Annotated in this window: 13 protein-coding genes; 6 read left to right on the top strand and 7 right to left on the bottom strand. The window is 71.7% G+C overall.

What is annotated here, in order from left to right; genetic code table 11:
• Nucleotides 1-2 precede the first annotated feature (2 nt).
• The 5 genes from ACQB60_RS03335 to ACQB60_RS03315 form a co-directional block, all read right to left on the bottom strand.
• Nucleotides 3-1016 (bottom strand): LLM class F420-dependent oxidoreductase, encoded by a 1014-nt coding sequence (locus ACQB60_RS03335; protein WP_496924267.1) that lies wholly within the window; start codon nucleotides 1014-1016, stop codon nucleotides 3-5.
• Between the two features lie 138 nt (nucleotides 1017-1154).
• On the bottom strand, nucleotides 1155-2033 hold the full coding sequence (locus ACQB60_RS03330; protein WP_496924266.1) for a hypothetical protein: 879 nt from the start codon (nucleotides 2031-2033) through the stop codon (nucleotides 1155-1157).
• A 169-nt stretch (nucleotides 2034-2202) separates the two neighbouring features.
• Nucleotides 2203-3258, bottom strand: coding sequence for an N-acetylmuramoyl-L-alanine amidase (locus ACQB60_RS03325; RefSeq protein ID WP_496924265.1), 1056 nt, complete (start codon nucleotides 3256-3258; stop codon nucleotides 2203-2205).
• A gap of 22 nt (nucleotides 3259-3280) precedes the next feature.
• On the bottom strand, nucleotides 3281-3937 hold the full coding sequence (locus ACQB60_RS03320; RefSeq protein ID WP_496924264.1) for a class I SAM-dependent methyltransferase: 657 nt from the start codon (nucleotides 3935-3937) through the stop codon (nucleotides 3281-3283).
• A gap of 182 nt (nucleotides 3938-4119) precedes the next feature.
• Entirely contained in the window at nucleotides 4120-5886 is a 1767-nt protein-coding gene (locus ACQB60_RS03315) for an MFS transporter (protein WP_496924263.1), read from the bottom strand.
• A 301-nt stretch (nucleotides 5887-6187) separates the two neighbouring features.
• Between ACQB60_RS03315 and ACQB60_RS03310 the strand changes: the two genes are divergently transcribed.
• From ACQB60_RS03310 to ACQB60_RS03285, 6 genes are all read left to right on the top strand, one after another.
• Nucleotides 6188-8371 carry an acyl-CoA dehydrogenase family protein gene (locus tag ACQB60_RS03310; protein WP_496924262.1) on the top strand — a complete coding sequence of 728 codons (2184 nt, stop codon included), beginning with the start codon at nucleotides 6188-6190 and terminating at the stop codon, nucleotides 8369-8371.
• Between the two features lie 21 nt (nucleotides 8372-8392).
• Nucleotides 8393-9583, top strand: a complete 1191-nt coding sequence (locus tag ACQB60_RS03305) for a lipid-transfer protein (RefSeq protein ID WP_496924261.1) — start codon at nucleotides 8393-8395, stop codon at nucleotides 9581-9583.
• 262 nt (nucleotides 9584-9845) lie between these two features.
• On the top strand, nucleotides 9846-10517 hold the full coding sequence (locus ACQB60_RS03300) for a class I SAM-dependent DNA methyltransferase (protein WP_496924260.1): 672 nt from the start codon (nucleotides 9846-9848) through the stop codon (nucleotides 10515-10517).
• 62 nt (nucleotides 10518-10579) lie between these two features.
• Nucleotides 10580-12028, top strand: a complete 1449-nt coding sequence (locus ACQB60_RS03295) for an MFS transporter (protein ID WP_496924765.1) — start codon at nucleotides 10580-10582, stop codon at nucleotides 12026-12028.
• 123 nt (nucleotides 12029-12151) lie between these two features.
• On the top strand, nucleotides 12152-12697 hold the full coding sequence (locus ACQB60_RS03290; RefSeq protein ID WP_496924259.1) for a SigE family RNA polymerase sigma factor: 546 nt from the start codon (nucleotides 12152-12154) through the stop codon (nucleotides 12695-12697).
• 4 nt (nucleotides 12698-12701) lie between these two features.
• Nucleotides 12702-13505 carry a hypothetical protein gene (locus tag ACQB60_RS03285; protein ID WP_496924258.1) on the top strand — a complete coding sequence of 268 codons (804 nt, stop codon included), beginning with the start codon at nucleotides 12702-12704 and terminating at the stop codon, nucleotides 13503-13505.
• 131 nt (nucleotides 13506-13636) lie between these two features.
• On the opposite strand, the gene ACQB60_RS03280 is transcribed toward ACQB60_RS03285, so the two are convergent.
• Complete coding sequence (locus tag ACQB60_RS03280; protein ID WP_496924257.1) at nucleotides 13637-14242, bottom strand: response regulator; 606 nt, start codon at nucleotides 14240-14242, stop codon at nucleotides 13637-13639.
• The gene (locus ACQB60_RS03275; RefSeq protein WP_496924256.1) at nucleotides 14239-15522 is read right to left on the bottom strand and encodes a sensor histidine kinase; all 1284 of its coding nucleotides are present in this window, start codon (nucleotides 15520-15522) and stop codon (nucleotides 14239-14241) included. Before ACQB60_RS03275 ends, ACQB60_RS03280 begins: the two co-directional genes overlap by 4 nt.
• Between the last annotated feature and the right edge of the window lie 12 nt (nucleotides 15523-15534).

Raw genomic sequence — 15534 nt, 5'->3', positions numbered from 1 at the left:
CCCTAACCGTTGAGCTCGGCCAGCACCCGCAGCGTCTCACGGTCCGGTGACAGCACCAGCAGGTCCGTCACCGGACCCTTGCGCCACAACTCCAGCCGCTCGGCGATCCGTTCGCGCGGTCCCACCAGCGAGATCTCATCGGCGAACGCGTCCGGCACGGCGAGCACGGCCTCCTCCCGCCGCCCCTCCAGGAACAGCTCCTGGATGCGCCGGGCCTCCGCCTCGTATCCCATGCGCGCCATCAGGTCGGCGTGGAAGTTCCGCGCGGAGTGCCCCATCCCTCCGATGTAGAACCCGAGCATCGCCTTGACGGGCAACAGCCCCTCGCTCACGTCGTCGCACACCTTCACCCGCGCCATGGGGGCGATGGTGAACCCCTCGGGCAGATCGGTGAGCGACGCCTCATAGACGTCGGTCCGTGTCGGCGACCAGTACAGCGGCAGCCAGCCGTCCGCGATGCGCGTGGTCTGGGCGATGTTCTTGGGTCCTTCCGCGCCCAGCAGGACGGGCAGTTCGGCCCGCAGGGGGTGGGTGATCGGCTTCAGCGGTTTGCCGAGCCCCGTCCCGTCCTCCCCCCGGTACGGCAGTGGGTGGAAGCGCCCGTCCGCCACCTCCACCGGCCCTTCGCGCCGCAGCACCTGCCGGATGACGTCCACGTACTCACGCGTCGCGGTCAGCGGCGACCTCGGGAACGGCCGCCCGTACCACCCCTCCACCACCTGCGGCCCGGACAGCCCGAGCCCCAGCATCATGCGCCCGCCCGACAGATGGTCGAGGGTGAGGGCGTGCATGGCGGTGGTGGTGGGGGAGCGGGCCGCCATCTGCGCGACGGCCGTGCCGAGCCGGATCCGCGAGGTCTGCGCCGCGATCCAGGTCAGCGGCGTGAAGGCGTCCGAGCCCCAGGACTCGGCGGTCCATACGGAGTCGTACCCGAGGCGCTCGGCCTCCTGCGCGAGGGGCACGTGCTCGGCGCTCGGTCCGCGCCCCCAGTAGCCGAGTGCGAGTCCGAGTCGCATGGCGTGCCTCCCAGAGATCTTCCGACACCGTATCGCTATATCTGACGGTACGTCAGTTGCCGTCAGGGAGGCGACTGTACGACAACAGCCCCCCGCCCGGAAGGGGCGAGGGGCTGCTGTGCGGTGTGCTGGTCGGGGTCAGCCGCGCTGGATCCCCGTGGTGTCCTGCAGGACGCCGCGACGGCCGTCCTGCGTCTGGGCCACCAGGCTCTGGCCGCGCTGCTCGACGGCCAAGTACCAGGTGCCGGGCGCCAGTTCGGCGATCGGCGTGGGCGAGCCGTCCTCCGCGTACAGCGGACGCGGCACCGGCACGGCGAACCAGAACGGGGAGAAGTCCCCGGCCGGAGCGGCGGCCTGCTGCTGCGCCTGCGGCGGCGGGGTCTGGCCACCGCCCTGCGGCTGCCCGCCGTAGGGCTGACCCGGCTGACCGCCCTGCGGCTGACCCGGCTGCGCACCGTACGGCTGCTGCGGCTGACCCTGCTGGGCGCCCGGGTAGCCGTAACCACCCTGCGGCTGGCCGCCGTAGGGCTGCGGGGCCATGGGCTTCGGGCCGCCCATGAGGGGGGCCTTGAGGGCGGGGACGAGGTTGGTGGCGACGGCGGCGGCGGCGAGGGCGAGGGCGCCGATCAGGCCGAGGATGAGGCCGACGCCGGCGTCGGGAGTCTTGCTGCCCCCGAGGCTGGTGTCGAAGAAGAAGCCGTAGGACTGGTCGGTGTCGAAGATCGCGCCGAGGGCGCTCCAGGCGGAGGCGACGGTGAAGGCGGCACCGACCTGGCCGAGGTCGAGGCCGATGACCTTGGTCTGCGCCGGCAGCGCACGGCCGAAGACGATCAGCGCGGCACCGATGATGCCGAGCAGGTACACGCTCAGCAGGAGGTTGCCGTTTTCCCAGGCGTTGGGCAGCTTGTCGCTGGGGGCGCCGTCGATGTCGAGGGTGTCGAGGAACGAGGCGATGAAGAGCAACACCGCTGCTCCGATCACCACGCCGTCGCCTCGAGTGAGGGAGCGGAAATTCACTTCAGGTCCTTCGTCAGTCGTCTCGTCAGTGGAGGCGTCGCTGTCGCCGTAGTCGCGGTCGTGTCGCGGTGCGCGAAGCGCGGGGGTGGCCCCTCATCGTACGGAGGACAATATCGTCCATGCGGGTGGGGTGTCTGCTCGGGATAAAGAGATCACAGGCAGCTGTGACCTACCCCCGCAGAAACCCCACGATTCCCTCAGAGATCCCCTGCGCGGCTTTCTGGCGCCACGCGCCGCTCGTGAGCTGGGCCGCGTCCTTGGCGTCCCGCATGTTGCCGCATTCGATGAACACCTTGGGGACGGTCGAGAGATTGAGGCCGCCGAGGTCCCCGCGAACGTCGAGGCCCGTGCCGTTGCCCACGTAGTTGGAGGGGGCGCTGCCCGTCACCCGCAGGAACTTTCCGGCGATGCGCTCGCCCAACTCCTTTGACGGGGCGACGATTCCGGACGTATTGGCGGAACCCGACTGCACCTTCGCGGGGAGAATGACGTGAAAGCCGCGATTTCCGGCGGCCGAGCCGTCCGCGTGCACCGAGACGACGGCGTCCGCGTGGGCCTTGTTGCCGATCTGTGCGCGCTCGTCGACGCAGGGACCCCAGGGGCGGTCGCCGTCCTGTGTGAACTTGACCGTTGCGCCTTCCTTTTCGAGCAGGGTGCGCAGGCGGCGGGAGACGTCGAGGGTGAACTGGGCTTCCGTATAGCCGTTGTTGGTGGATGTGCCCGTTGTGTCACATTCCTTTTGGTTCGTCCCGATGTCTACCGGTCGGTTGATCTCGGCAGTGTGGCGGAAGTTACCGGAGTTGTGGCCGGGGTCGATCACGACGACCTTGCCCTTGAGGGGGCCGGAGGCGGCGGGGCGGGAGGAGTGTGAAGGTTTGGAGGACGCGGCCGGTGCGGACGGTCCGGACGGCTTGGAGCTCGATCCGTGCCCCTTGCCGTCCTTGTCCTTGTCCTTGTCCTTGCCCTTGTCCTTGTCCTTGTCTCCGTCCGGTCCCGTTTCGCCCTTGCCGTCCGGACCGGAGGACGCCGAGGAGCTCGACGCGGGCGGGGCGCCCTGCGGGTCCTTGCCGCCGTCGTCCGCCGTCGCGTCCCAGATCAGCCAGCCCGCCAGACACGCGGGGACCAGCGCGGCGGCAGCCACGGTGAGGGGACGGCCGCCGAAGCGGCGACGGCGGGGGGACCCTGAGGGATCCGCGGGCTCGAATTCCGGACCTACGTACGACACGCCAGCGAGCCTAACCGCCGTGTCAGATGCCCGCTCCCGTTCGCCGCAGGACGCGGAGCGACTCGGTCGCCGACACCTCCGTGAACGCGCCGGAGGCCAGGGCCCGCAGATAGATGCGGTACGGGGCCTGGCCCGTCCACTCGTCCACCGGGTCCGGGAAGACGTCGTGGATGGCGAGGAGTCCGCCCTCGGCGAGCTTCGGGGCCCAGCCCTCGTAGTCCGCCGTCGCGTGCTCGTCGGTGTGGCCGCCGTCGATGAAGACGAAGCCGAGGGGGCCGCCCCAGGCCGCCGCCACCTTCGGCGAGCGGCCCACGAGCGCGATCACGTGCTCCTCCAGGCCCGCCTTGTGCAGGGTGCGGCGGAAGGTGGGGAGCGTGTCCATCAGGCCGACCTCCGGGTCCACGGTCTCGGGGTCGTGGTAGTCCCAGCCGGGCTGCTGCTCCTCGCTGCCGCGGTGGTGGTCGACGGTGAGCGCGCTCACGGATGCCTCGCGGGCGGCGGCGGCGAGCAGGATGGTGGAGCGGCCGCAGTAGGTGCCGACCTCGAGGAGGGGGAGGCCGAGGCGTGCCGCCTCGGTCGCCGCGGCGTGGAGGGCGAGGCCCTCGGTGAGCGGCATGAAGCCCTTCGCCGCCTCGAATGCGGCGAGGATCTCGGGCTTGGGTTCCGAGGTGGGCTCCATGGGGGTTCCTCCGGGGGTACGGGTGTCTGGCCGCCCATCGTGCCGCACGGGTTTCCTTTCCCCGATCCCGCCCCTACCCGAATCCCGCGACTCCGTCGCCCTGGGGCGCCCTTCCTGGGGCTTCGCCCCTGGACCCCCTGTCGCTGATTCGGGGAGGGGCGGGATCGGGGAAAGGGAAGGAATCAGGCCGGAACGCCACTCTCCCCCGGCAGCGCCAAGTCCACCTCGACCGCCGCATCCGCCCCGGGATGCGCCGCGGAGGAAGCCCGCGGGGCATGCCCCGCGGCCGTCGCGGCCAGCACATAGTTCCCGTCACCCGGCACGGCGAGTGCGTAGTGCCCCTCGTGGTCGGTGAGCGCGGCCCCCGCCTGTCGCCCGCGAGGGTCGATCAGCGTGACCTTGGCCCGCGCGACCGGCGCCCCCGTCGGGTCGAGCACTCGCCCGTGGAAGCCCGCCAGGGCAGCGGTGGCGCGCTCCAGCGCCGCGTCCTCCTCGCTGCTGGCCCGCAGCTGCGGCTTCTGCGGCGCCGCGGCCGCCGCCCCACGCCCCCGCGACGGCAGCAGCAGCGCGAAGAGCAGCCCCACCGCCACCGCCCCGGTGGCGATCAGGAACGACACCCGGAACCCGTGCATCGTGGGCACCGCGACCGGCCCGACGTGCTGCGCCGTATTGGCCAGGACCATGCCGATGACGGCGCTCGACACCGACGTACCGATGGAGCGCATCAGGGTGTTGAGGCCGTTGGCCGCGCCCGTCTCGGACGGGTCGACGGCGCCGATGATCAGGGCCGGCAGCGAGGAGTAGGCGAGGCCGATGCCCGCGCCGAGGACCACCGCGATGACCACGGTCTGCCAGGCGGCGCTCATCAGGCCGAGGCCCGCGCCGTAGCCGATGGCGATGACCAGCATGCCGAGGATGAGGGTGAGCTTCGGGCCGTACTTCGCCGAGAGGCGGGCGTAGACCGGGGCGATCAGCATCATCGTCAGGCCGAGCGGCGCCACGCACAGGCCCGCGACGACCATCGACTGGCCGAGGCCGTAGCCGGTCGAGGCCGGCAGCTGGAGGAGCTGGGGCAGGACCAGCGAGACCGCGTAGAAGGCGACGCCGACCATGATCGAGGCGAGGTTGGTGAAGAGCACCGAGCGCTTGGCCGTGGTGCGCAGGTCCACGAGCGGCGCCGCCATCCGCAGTTCCAGCACGCCCCAGAGGACGAGGACGACCGCCGCCGCTCCGAACAGGCCAAGCGTGGTGGCCGAACTCCAGCCCCAGTCGCTGCCCTTGGTGATGGGCAGGAGGAAGAGGACGAGTCCGGCGGAGAGGCCGAGCGCCCCCAGCACGTCGAAGGTGCCCTCCGCCCGCACGCTGCTCTCCGGTACGAAGACCAGGGTCAGGATGATCGAGAGGGTGCCGAGTCCCGCCGAGCCGAAGAAGAGGGCGTGCCAGTCGGCGTGCTGTGCGGTGAGCGCCGCGAGCGGCAGGGCGAGGCCGCCGCCGACGCCGATGGAGGAGCTCATCAGGGCCATCGCGGAGCCGAGCTTCTCGCGGGGCAGCTCGTCGCGCATCAGGCCGATGCCGAGCGGGATGGCGCCCATCGCGAAGCCCTGCAGCGCTCGGCCGACGATCATCACGAGGAGGTCGTCCGTGAACGCGCAGACGAGGGAGCCGACGACCATGACGGCGAGGCTCGTGAGGAGCATGCGGCGCTTGCCGTAGAGGTCGCCGAGCCGGCCCATGATCGGGGTGGCGACGGCGCCCGCGAGCAGGGTCGCGGTCATGACCCAGGTGGCGTTGGACGGTGCCGTGTGCAGCAGGGTCGGCAGGTCCTTGATGACCGGGACGAGCAGCGTCTGCATGACGGCGACGACGATCCCGGCGAAGGCGAGTACGGGGACGACTCCGCGGGTGCCGCGTGTGCGGGAGCCGCGTATGGGGGTCGTCGACTGCGACATTACGGGGGGCCTCCGGTGCGGAAGTGGTTCTTGGCAGGCGTGCGTGGGCACAGGTACGTGCTGGTTGAACCTGTTTCCTGGGGCGACTATTCCGACGGGTGTCGTACCAGGGGAAGTCTTGACCTTCTGTTAACCAGGACGTTTGGCGGGCCCGTGGGGAGCAGCGATTCTCCGCCGAACCGGGTGTCCGCACCGGACGCCGCATCTGACCTTCCGTCAGATTGAAACGTGTTCTACTCTGGCGCCGTTCCGCAAGCAAGCACGCAAGCATGCACGCTGCTACCGGCGAGGACGGACGCGCATGGGGATCGGAATCACCGAAGAACAACGGGAGTTGGCGGCGGCCGCACGTGGCTGGATCACCCGCGCCATGCCCCCCGAAGAGGTCCGCAAGCTGCTCGACGCCCCGCCCGGCGGCGGCCGCCCCGCCTACTGGGACGGGCTCGCCGAGCAGGGCCTGCTCGCGGCGCACCTGCCCGAGGAGTACGGGGGCGGGGGCGGCACCCTGGTCGACCTGGCCGTCGTCGTGGAGGAGGCGGCGCGGGCCGCGCTGCCCGGGCCCTTCCTCGCCGGCGGCCTCGCCTCCTCGGTGCTGCACCGCGCCGGGGCCCGCGCGCTCGCGGCCGACCTCGCGAGCGGTGCGCGTATCGGGGCCGTCGCCCTCGGGCCCGGCACCCTCACGGCCGTCGTGGACGCGGACGGCCTCACCCTGGACGGGACGGCGCCGCCCGTGCTCGGCGGGGCCGACGCCGATCTGCTGGTCCTTGCCGCCCAGGGCGCCGACGGCACCGTATGGGCCGCCGTCGACGCGAGCGCGCTGACCCTCCGTACGCACGAGAGCGCCGATCCGACCCGGCCCACCGCCGAGGTCCGCGCCGACGGCGTGCGGGTCCCGGCCGGGCGGATCCTCGCCGTGGACTCCGCGACCGTCCGCGACCTGGCCGCCGTCGTGCTCGCCGCCGACGCCTGCGGCACCGCTGCCTGGGCGCTGCACACCGCCGCCGAACACGCCAAGGTGCGCGAGCAGTTCGGGCGGCCCATCGGGCAGTTCCAGGGCGTCAAGCACCTGTGCGCCGACATGCTCGTCCGCGTCGAGCAGGCCCGCGCCCTCGCCTGGGACGCGGCCCGTGCCGCCGACGAGGCGGTGGCGCCGGACGTGCGCGCGCTGACCGCCGCGCTCGCCGCCGCGACGGCGCTCGACGCCGCGTACTCCTGCGCCAAGGACTGCATCCAGATCCTCGGCGGCATCGGCTTCACCTGGGAGCACGACGCCCATCTGTATCTGCGGCGGGCCGTCGTCGCCCGGCAGCTCCTCGGCGCCGGGGACGCGCACCGGCTGCGGGCCGTGCGGCTCGCGGCCGACGGTGCGCGCCGCGAACTCCGCCTGGAACTGCCCGCGGAGGCGGAGGCGTACCGGGAGCAGGCGCGCGAGGTCATCGAGCGGGCGCGTGGCCTCGACCCCGCCGCCGCCCGGACCGCCCTCGCGCCCACCGGCTACGCGGCCCCGCACCTGCCACCGCCGTACGGGCTCGGTGCCGGACCCGTCCAACAGCTCGCCGTGCAGCAGGAGTTGGCCGCCGCCGGGGTGAAGCTGAGCGACCTCGGCATCGCCACCTGGGTGGTGCCGTCCCTCATCGCGTACGGGACGAAGGAGCAGCAGGAGCGCTTCCTCGGGCCCACCCTGCGCGGCGAGCTCCTGTGGTGCCAGCTGTTCAGCGAGCCCGACGCCGGATCCGACCTCGCCTCGCTGCGCACCAGGGCCGAGCGCACCCCCGAGGGCGGCTGGCGGATCAGCGGCCAGAAGGTGTGGACGAGCGCCGCACAGTGGGCGGACCACGGCATCCTGCTGGCCCGCACCGACCCCGAGGCGCCCAAGCACAAGGGGCTCACCTACTTCCTCGTCGACATGAAGGCCGCGCATTCCGAAGAGGGGTCCGGCATCGACATCCGGCCGCTGAAGGAGATCACCGGGGACTCCCTCTTCAACGAGGTCTACTTCGACGACGCGCCGCTGCCCGCCGACGCCGTCGTCGGCACGGTCGACGACGGCTGGCGCGTGGCCCGCAACACGCTCGGCAACGAACGCGTCCACATGGCAGACCAGTTGACCTTCGACACCGGCCTCGAAGCGCTCATCGCCCGCGCCGCCGACCTCGACGGCGCGACCCGCGCCCGGATCGGCGCCCTCGCCGCCGAGGCGCACGCCCTCGCCTGTATCGGCCTGCGCACCACGACCCAGCAGGTCGCGGGCGCGGAACCGGGGCCCGGCGCCTCCATCCGCAAGCTCGTGCAGACCCCGCACCAGCAGAAGGTCGCCGAACTCGCCCTCGAACTCCTCGGACCGGACGGCGCGGTGCGCGAGGGCGCGGGGGAGCGGTCCGTGCACGGCTTCCTGCTCTCCCGCTGCCTGACCATCGCGGGCGGCACCACCCAGGTCCAGCTCAATGTCGTCGCCGAGCGCATCCTCGGCCTGCCCCGCGACTGACCCATCACGGAAAGGGACCCCATGAAGGCGTACATCGTCGGCGTAGGCATGACGAAGTTCGAGAAGCCCGAGACGCGCGACTGGCAGTACTGGGACATGGCGAAGGAGGCGGGCACCAACGCCCTTGAGGACGCCGGGATCCCGTACGAGAAGGTGGAGCAGGTCCCGGTCGGCTACTGCTTCCAGGCGTCCACCGCCGGACAGCGCGCCGCCTACGAGCTGGGTCTGACGGGCGTCCCCGTCTACAACGTCAACAACAACTGCGCGACCGCCTCGACCGCGCTGATGATGGCCCGTCAGTTCGTCGAGGGCGGCCTGAACGACTGTGTGCTGGCGCTCGGCTTCGAGAAGATGGCGCGCGGCTCGCTCGGCGGCGGCAGCGACGGCGGCGACTTCAAGACCTCGCCCGTGGCCCGCCACTACGGCGTCATGGCGGCCAGGCACGGCTTCGAGATGTCCCCGCCCACCGCGCAGATCTTCGGCAACGCGGCCCGCGAACACATGGAGAAGTACGGCACGACGGCCGCTCAGCTGGCGGCCGTCGGCGCCAAGAACCACCGGCACTCGGTGAACAACCCGTACGCCCAGTTCCAGGACGCGTACACCGTCGACGAGATCCTCGCCGCCAAGACCATCCACGAGCCGCTCACCAAGCTCCAGTGCTCGCCGACCTCGGACGGCTCGGCGGCGGCGGTCGTGGTCTCCGAGCGGTTCGTGGAGCGGCACGGCCTGGAGGCGAAGGCCGTGGAGATCGCGGCGCAGGCCATGACGACGGACACCGCCGAGTCCTTCGACTCCGGCTCCTGCATCGACGTCGTCGGGCAGCCGATGTCCCGGGCGGCCGCGCACCAGGTGTACGAGGCGTCGGGCCTCGGCATCGAGGACGTCGACGTCGTCGAGCTGCACGACTGCTTCTCCATCAACGAGCTCCTCACCTATGAGGCGCTCGGCATGTGCGCGGCGGGGGAGTCCGGCAAGCTCGTGGAGAGCGGGGCGACGACGTACGGCGGGCGCTGGGTGGTGAACCCCTCGGGCGGACTGATCTCCAAGGGCCACCCGCTCGGCGCCACCGGCATCGCCCAAGTCGCCGAGCTCACCTGGCAGTTGCGCGGCGAGGCGCAGGCCCGGCAGGTGGCGGGGGCCCGGGTGGGGCTCGCGCACAACATCGGGCTGGGGGGTGCGGCGGTGGTGACGCTGCTGCGGCGGGGCTGATCCCGTCGGTGTCGGCGGGGGCCTGACGCCGTCGCCGACGGTCGTTGTCAGTGGGCGGGGCTAGGGCCTGTCCGGCGGATCAGGCCGCAGGATTTCGAGCTGGCCCTTGCGTCGCCGGTGAGCGGGCTGTGGTGCGTGCAGCTGCAAGGCGGAGGAGGGAGTCAACGCGGAGCGTTGGCGAGCGACGACAACGCCGCAGATGTGCGTGCCACAGCCCGCGACCGCGGCCAGATCCGCCGGACAGGCCCTAGGGTCCAGGTCCATGACTGAAGCCGCCTACATCCAGACCGCCCGTGCCGCGTACGACGCCATGGCCGGCGACTATGCAGAGCTCATCGGGCCCGTGCCGATCCCGGACCCCTACGACCGGGCGATGCTCGCCGCATATGTGGAGATGCTCGGCGACGGCGCGGGACAGGTCGTCGAGGTGGGCTGCGGGACCGGGCGCGTCACGGCGCACCTGGCCGCGCTCGGCCTCGACGTCTTCGGCGTGGACCTGTCGCCGGGGATGCTGGCACAGGCCCGGCGCGACCACCCCGGGCTGCGCTTCGACGAGGGCTCGATGACGGCGCTCGACCTGGCGGACGGCGCGCTCGCGGGGGTCGTCGCCTGGTACTCGCTGATCCACATCGTGCCGGAGCGGCTCCCGGACGTGCTCGCCGAGCTCGCCCGGGTGCTCGCCCCCGGCGGTCTGCTGGTGCTCGCCTTCCAGGTGGGCGACGAACCCTTCCACGTGAAGGAGGCGTTTGGCCACCAGCTCGGCCTCGACTTCCACCGCATGCGACCGGAGCGCCTGGAGGAGCAGCTCGCGACGGCCGGGTTCACGGTGGACTCCCGGCTCGTACGGGCGGCCAAGCCGACGGAGCGGACGGAGCAGGCGTACGTCATCGCGCGCAAGGGCGGCTCTCCCGACTCCCGCACCGACGTGGCCTAGGTCTGGCGGCCGAGACCCCTCGGGCCAAAATCCCATGTACGGGGCATCCGGTGGCTGAGAGGATGTCCGTCATGCCCTCAAGCTCGACCGACACGTACATACCCACGCCCGGCGCCGCCGCCCGCAAGGCCGCGCCGCTGTGGGCCGTCCTCTTCACCGCCTGCGCCGGCCAGTTCCTGGTCGTCCTGGACGTGTCCGTGGTGAACACGGCGCTCCCCTCCATGCGCGCCGACCTGGGCATGAGCGCGACCGGGCTGCAATGGGTGGTCAACGCCTACTCGATCGCGTTCGCCGGGTTCATGCTGCTCGGCGGCCGCGCGGGCGACCTCTTCGGGCGGAAGCGGATGTTCCTCGTCGGGCTCGGGCTCTTCACCGCGGCGTCCCTTGCGGGCGGCCTCGCCCAGGCCGAGTGGCAGCTGCTCCTGGCGCGCGCCGTGCAGGGGCTCGGCGCCGCGGTGCTCGCGCCGTCGACGCTGACGATCCTCACCTCCGCGGTGCCGGAGGGCCCGGAGCGGGTGCGGGCCATCGGGACCTGGGCGGCGGTCGGCGCGGGCGGCGGCGCGGCGGGCGGCCTGGTCGGCGGGGTCCTCACGGACCTGCTCTCCTGGCGCTGGGTGCTCCTGATCAACGTGCCGATCGGTGCGCTCGTCCTGGCCGCCGGGGTGCTGTGGCTGACGGAGAGCCGCGCGGGCGAGGGCCGCAGGATCGACCTGCCGGGCGCGGTCCTGGTGACGGCCGGGCTCGCCACCCTCGCGTACGGCATCGTGCAGACGGAGGCGGAGGGCTGGACGGCGGCGAAGACCCTCGTCCCGCTGGCCGCGGGCCTGCTCCTGCTCGCCCTCTTCCTCCTGGTGGAGGCGCGGACGAAGGCGCCGCTGATGCCGCTGAAGCTGTTCAGGGTGCGCTCGGTGTCGGCGGCGAACGCCGCGATGTTCGTGTGCGGCGGCGGCATGTTCGCGATGTGGATGTTCATGACGCTGTACGCGCAGAACGTCCTCGGCTACTCCCCGCTCAAGGCGGGTCTGGCGCTCATCCCCTCCTCCCTCACGATCGTCCTCGGCTCGAAGCTGGCGCCGCGCGTGATGCCGGTGATCGGCGCGAAGAACGTCTCGGTGCTCGGCGTCCTGGTGGCGGCGGCCGGCTTCGGCTGGCAGTCGACGATGACCGCCGACGGCTCCTACGTCACGTCGATCCTGTTCCCCGGCATCGTGATGATGTTCGGCGCGGGCTTCGCCACGACCCCGCTGGCCTCCCTGGCCACGTCGGGTGCGGCTCCGGGCGACGCGGGTCTGGTCTCCGGCCTGATCAACACGTCCCGCACGATGGGCGGCGCGCTCGGCCTCGCGGTGCTCTCCACGGTGGCGGCGTCGAAGATGGCGGGCTCGACGAGCCCGGAGGCGCTGACCGCCGGATACGCGATGGCGTTCCGTACGAGTGGATTCATCCTGCTGGTGGCGGTTGTGGTGCTGCTGGTGTGGATGCCCGGACAAAAGGCGAACTCTCGCCCCTGACCGGGGAATTGAACGGCCCGGCTCGCCCCTTTCGGCTCTCTCCCCGGGGTTTTCTTCTCCCTCCCCGGGATGCGAGGCAACGGTTTTCGACCCCCATGGACTCCCTTATGCAAGGAGGTACTCATGGGGGAGCGAAAGCAGACTCTGGACGATGAGTTCCAGGGGTTCGTCGTGCACCGCTGGCCACAGCTGATGCGCACGGCATTCCTTCTCACGGGGGAGCAGCACGCCGCGGAGGACCTGGTGCAGTCGTCCTTGGAGCGGGCCTATGTGTCCTGGCGCAAGGTGACCGCGGCCGGTGACCCGGACGCGTACGTGCGCCGGATCATGATCAACGCACATGCCCGCAAACACCGCAGAAAGCTGAAGGAGTTCCTCTCCTTCCAGGACTCGGCCCCGATATTCGAGGCGGCCGACGGACCCGAGCAGGGCGACCGCATGGCCCAGTCCGACGACCGGGCGGCCCTGCTCCAGGCCCTGTCCCAACTTCCGCTGCGCCAGCGCGAAGCGGTGGTCCTGCGCTACTGGGAGGACCTGAGCGAGACCCAGACCGCCGAGGCCATGGGCTGCTCGGTCGGCGCGGTGAAGAGCAACGCCGCGAAGGGCATCGCCAAACTCCGCGCCATACCGGTACTGACCGCGACGGTCGCCGCCCGAGGGGAGAAGTGAACCAATGACCAATGGACCGATGACCGGTGAACAGGACATGGCACACCACGACATCGCCCTCCGCCTGGCTGAGGCGGCGGACGAGGTGGAGGTCGGCATACCCCCCTACGCCGCGGTGATGCGAGGCGGCCGCCGCCGCAGGGCACGCCGCTGGGCGGTCGGAGCAGCGACGGCACTGGCCCTCGCGGCCTCGACGGGGACGATCGCGCTGGCGGTGGTGGACGGGCGGGAGCAGTCGCAGGTGGCTTCGCGGTACGGGACGGCGGAGGAGCGGCATGTGTACATCCCGCAGTTCACCAGCCTCACGGATCTCTACGACGAGAACGTGGAGGAGGTGGGTAAGGCGGAGCTCCAGGTCTGGGGCGCACCGCGAACCGACGCCGAGGCGAAGGAGCAGAAGAAGCGGATGATCCAGGCGGGCGTCTGGAAGGCCCGCGAGGCGGATCCGACGGCCGCCGAGGGCCGGTCCTGGCACGTCGTGATGGTGACCGTCGACGGCAAGAGGAATCCGACGTCTTTCGGCTTCCAAGAAAAGCAGACGAAGGGGGACGACGGCCTGGGATACGAGGCGGCGCGGGTCGCCGTCGGAGGCCGCCATCTGACCGTTGGGCATGTGGGCCCCAAGGTGAAGGACGTCTCATTCGAGTACGACGGCGGCACGGCGGAGCCTCCCCTGTTGAAGGCGAAGGGCGCCACGGACAAGTGGTTCGTGCAGGACGACGACGACCCGGGCCCGGACGGGAAGTTGCTGACGGTGAAGGTCTTCGACGAGAAGGGCAAGGCGAAGGTGGTGAGCGTGGAGGACTGAGCCCGTCCGGCGTTTGAGGACGAGGCCGTTGAGGCCGATCGGGGGGCAAGGGGCGAAGCCCCAGGACGGGCACCCAAGGCCGCGGAGCGGCGGGTTTTGGGAAGGGGCGGGCTCGGGGAAGGGAAAACCCCCTACAACCACCCCCGCTGCCGCGCCTCCCGGACCGCCTCCATCCGGTTCCGCGTCCCCGTCTTCCCGATGGCCGCAGAGAGGTAGTTCCGGACAGTCGACTCCGACAGATGCAGCTTCCCGGCGATATCGGCGACCGTCGCCCCGTCCACGGAAGCCTTCAGCACATCCGCCTCCCGCCCCGTCAGCGGACTCGGCCCCGCACTCAACGCCGCCGCAGCCAGCGCCGGATCGATGACGGTCTCACCCCGCAGCACCTGCCGAATCGCCTCCGCGAGCTCCTCGACCGGCCCGTCCTTGACGAGGAACCCCGCCGCACCCGCCTCCATGGCCCGCCGCAGATACCCGGGCCGGCCGAAGGTCGTGAGGATGAGCACCCGGCACTCGGGACACTCACTGCGCAGGTCGGCCGCCGCGTCCAGCCCACTGCGGCCCGGCAGTTCGATGTCGAGCAGCGCGACATCCGGTCGCGCCGCGAGGGCCGCGTCCACGATCTCGTCGCCCGCCGAGACCTGCGCGACGACCTCGATGTCCTCCTCCAGGCCGAGGAGCAGCGCGAGGGCGCCCCGCATCATGCCCTGATCCTCGGCGAGCAGGACTCTGATCATGGGGCGGGCTCCTCCTGGCCGGGGCCGGTCCCGTCGACCGGCAGCGCGGTGACCGGCAGCTCGGCGGTGACCCGGAAGCCCCCGCGCGGCGCGGGACCCGACTCGAGGGAGCCGCCCGCCGCCGCGAGGCGCTCGGCCAGTCCCTTCAGCCCGCTGCCGGGCGTGCCCGAGCCTACGCCGCGCCCGTCGTCGGTGATCACGAGACGGGTCCGTTCGGTGGTGCCCGCCACCTCGATCTCACAGTGGGAGGCCTTGGAATGACGTACGACATTGGTGGCGCTCTCGCGCACCACCCAGCCGAGCAGGGCGGCCGTCTGCGGGTCGAGCGGCGGCCCCGACTGGCGGACGACCGTCTCGATCCCGGCGGCGCCGAGCAGATCGCGGGCCCGGTCGAGTTCCGTGGCGAGGCTGCCTTCGCGGTAGCCGGTGACGGCCTCACGGATCTCGGTGAGCGCCTGCCGCCCGACGGCCTCGATGTCGGAGACCTGGCCGAGCGCCGCGTCCAGGTCGCGCGGGGCGAGCCGCCGGGTGGCCTCCGCCTTCACGACGATCACCGACAGCGTGTGGCCGAGCAGGTCGTGCAGGTCGCGGGAGAAGCGCAGCCGCTCCTTCTCGACGGCGGTGCGGGCCAACTCCTCGCGGGTTTCCCGCAGTTCGCGGACCGTGTCGGAGAGCGCGAGGATCGCGGCGGTCACCATGACGGAGATGAAGGTGCCGTACGCGTATCCGGCGGCGTCCCACCCTTCGTGCACACCGCCGATGACCCCCGCCGTGATGGCGAGGCCGAAGGCGGCGGGAGCGAGCTGCTTGCCGCGCAGCACCGCGCCCGTGGCGAGCCCGAGGACCGGGAAGAACATCAGGAAGTTGCCGCCGTAGCCGATCCCGAGCGCGCACGTGACGGTCGCCATCAGGACCAGCATGACCTTCGTGGCGGGCGCCTCCCGCGCCTTCTTGTGGAAGGCACGGAACGCCACGTTGATGTACAGGGAGTTGAAGACGATCAGGCCGAGGCCCCCGAGCCAGGGGTTGGCCGCCTCGCCCGAGACGAGGTTCGTGAAGGCGCCCATGCCCATCATCAGCCAGGGCAGCAGGGCGAAGCCGCTGGCCGGTCCCACCTCCTCGGCGCGGGAGGAGCGCTCGCACTTCTTCTCGGCGCGGGTCTGTGCCGCCTGCTCCTTGGCGCGGGCCTTGCGCTCCGTCCACTCGGCCTTCCACTCCCGCCGCTGGCGCCGGTACTCCGACCAGGCCCCGGGGGCCTTGGACGTGCCCTTGTCCGTCATCTCTGCTCCTGT

Origin of the sequence: Streptomyces odontotermitis, from assembly GCF_050510915.1 — a bacterium.
GTDB lineage: Bacteria > Actinomycetota > Actinomycetes > Streptomycetales > Streptomycetaceae > Streptomyces.
The sequence above is the reverse complement of the archived record's forward strand: the minus strand, read 5'-3'. Positions and strand labels throughout refer to the sequence as shown.

What these genes read in the sequence shown, in the direction of transcription:
- ACQB60_RS03335 (WP_496924267.1), bottom strand. Translation starts at nt 1,016, where the DNA reads ATGCGACTCGGACTCGCACTCGGCTACTGGGGGCGCGGACCGAGCGCC.
- ACQB60_RS03320 (WP_496924264.1), bottom strand. Translation starts at nt 3,937, where the DNA reads ATGGAGCCCACCTCGGAACCCAAGCCCGAGATCCTCGCCGCATTCGAG.
- ACQB60_RS03315 (WP_496924263.1), bottom strand. Translation starts at nt 5,886, where the DNA reads ATGTCGCAGTCGACGACCCCCATACGCGGCTCCCGCACACGCGGCACC.
- ACQB60_RS03310 (WP_496924262.1), top strand. Translation starts at nt 6,188, where the DNA reads ATGGGGATCGGAATCACCGAAGAACAACGGGAGTTGGCGGCGGCCGCA.
- ACQB60_RS03305 (WP_496924261.1), top strand. Translation starts at nt 8,393, where the DNA reads ATGAAGGCGTACATCGTCGGCGTAGGCATGACGAAGTTCGAGAAGCCC.
- ACQB60_RS03300 (WP_496924260.1), top strand. Translation starts at nt 9,846, where the DNA reads ATGACTGAAGCCGCCTACATCCAGACCGCCCGTGCCGCGTACGACGCC.
- ACQB60_RS03295 (WP_496924765.1), top strand. Translation starts at nt 10,580, where the DNA reads ATGTCCGTCATGCCCTCAAGCTCGACCGACACGTACATACCCACGCCC.
- ACQB60_RS03290 (WP_496924259.1), top strand. Translation starts at nt 12,152, where the DNA reads ATGGGGGAGCGAAAGCAGACTCTGGACGATGAGTTCCAGGGGTTCGTC.
- ACQB60_RS03285 (WP_496924258.1), top strand. Translation starts at nt 12,702, where the DNA reads ATGACCAATGGACCGATGACCGGTGAACAGGACATGGCACACCACGAC.
- ACQB60_RS03280 (WP_496924257.1), bottom strand. Translation starts at nt 14,242, where the DNA reads ATGATCAGAGTCCTGCTCGCCGAGGATCAGGGCATGATGCGGGGCGCC.
- ACQB60_RS03275 (WP_496924256.1), bottom strand. Translation starts at nt 15,522, where the DNA reads ATGACGGACAAGGGCACGTCCAAGGCCCCCGGGGCCTGGTCGGAGTAC.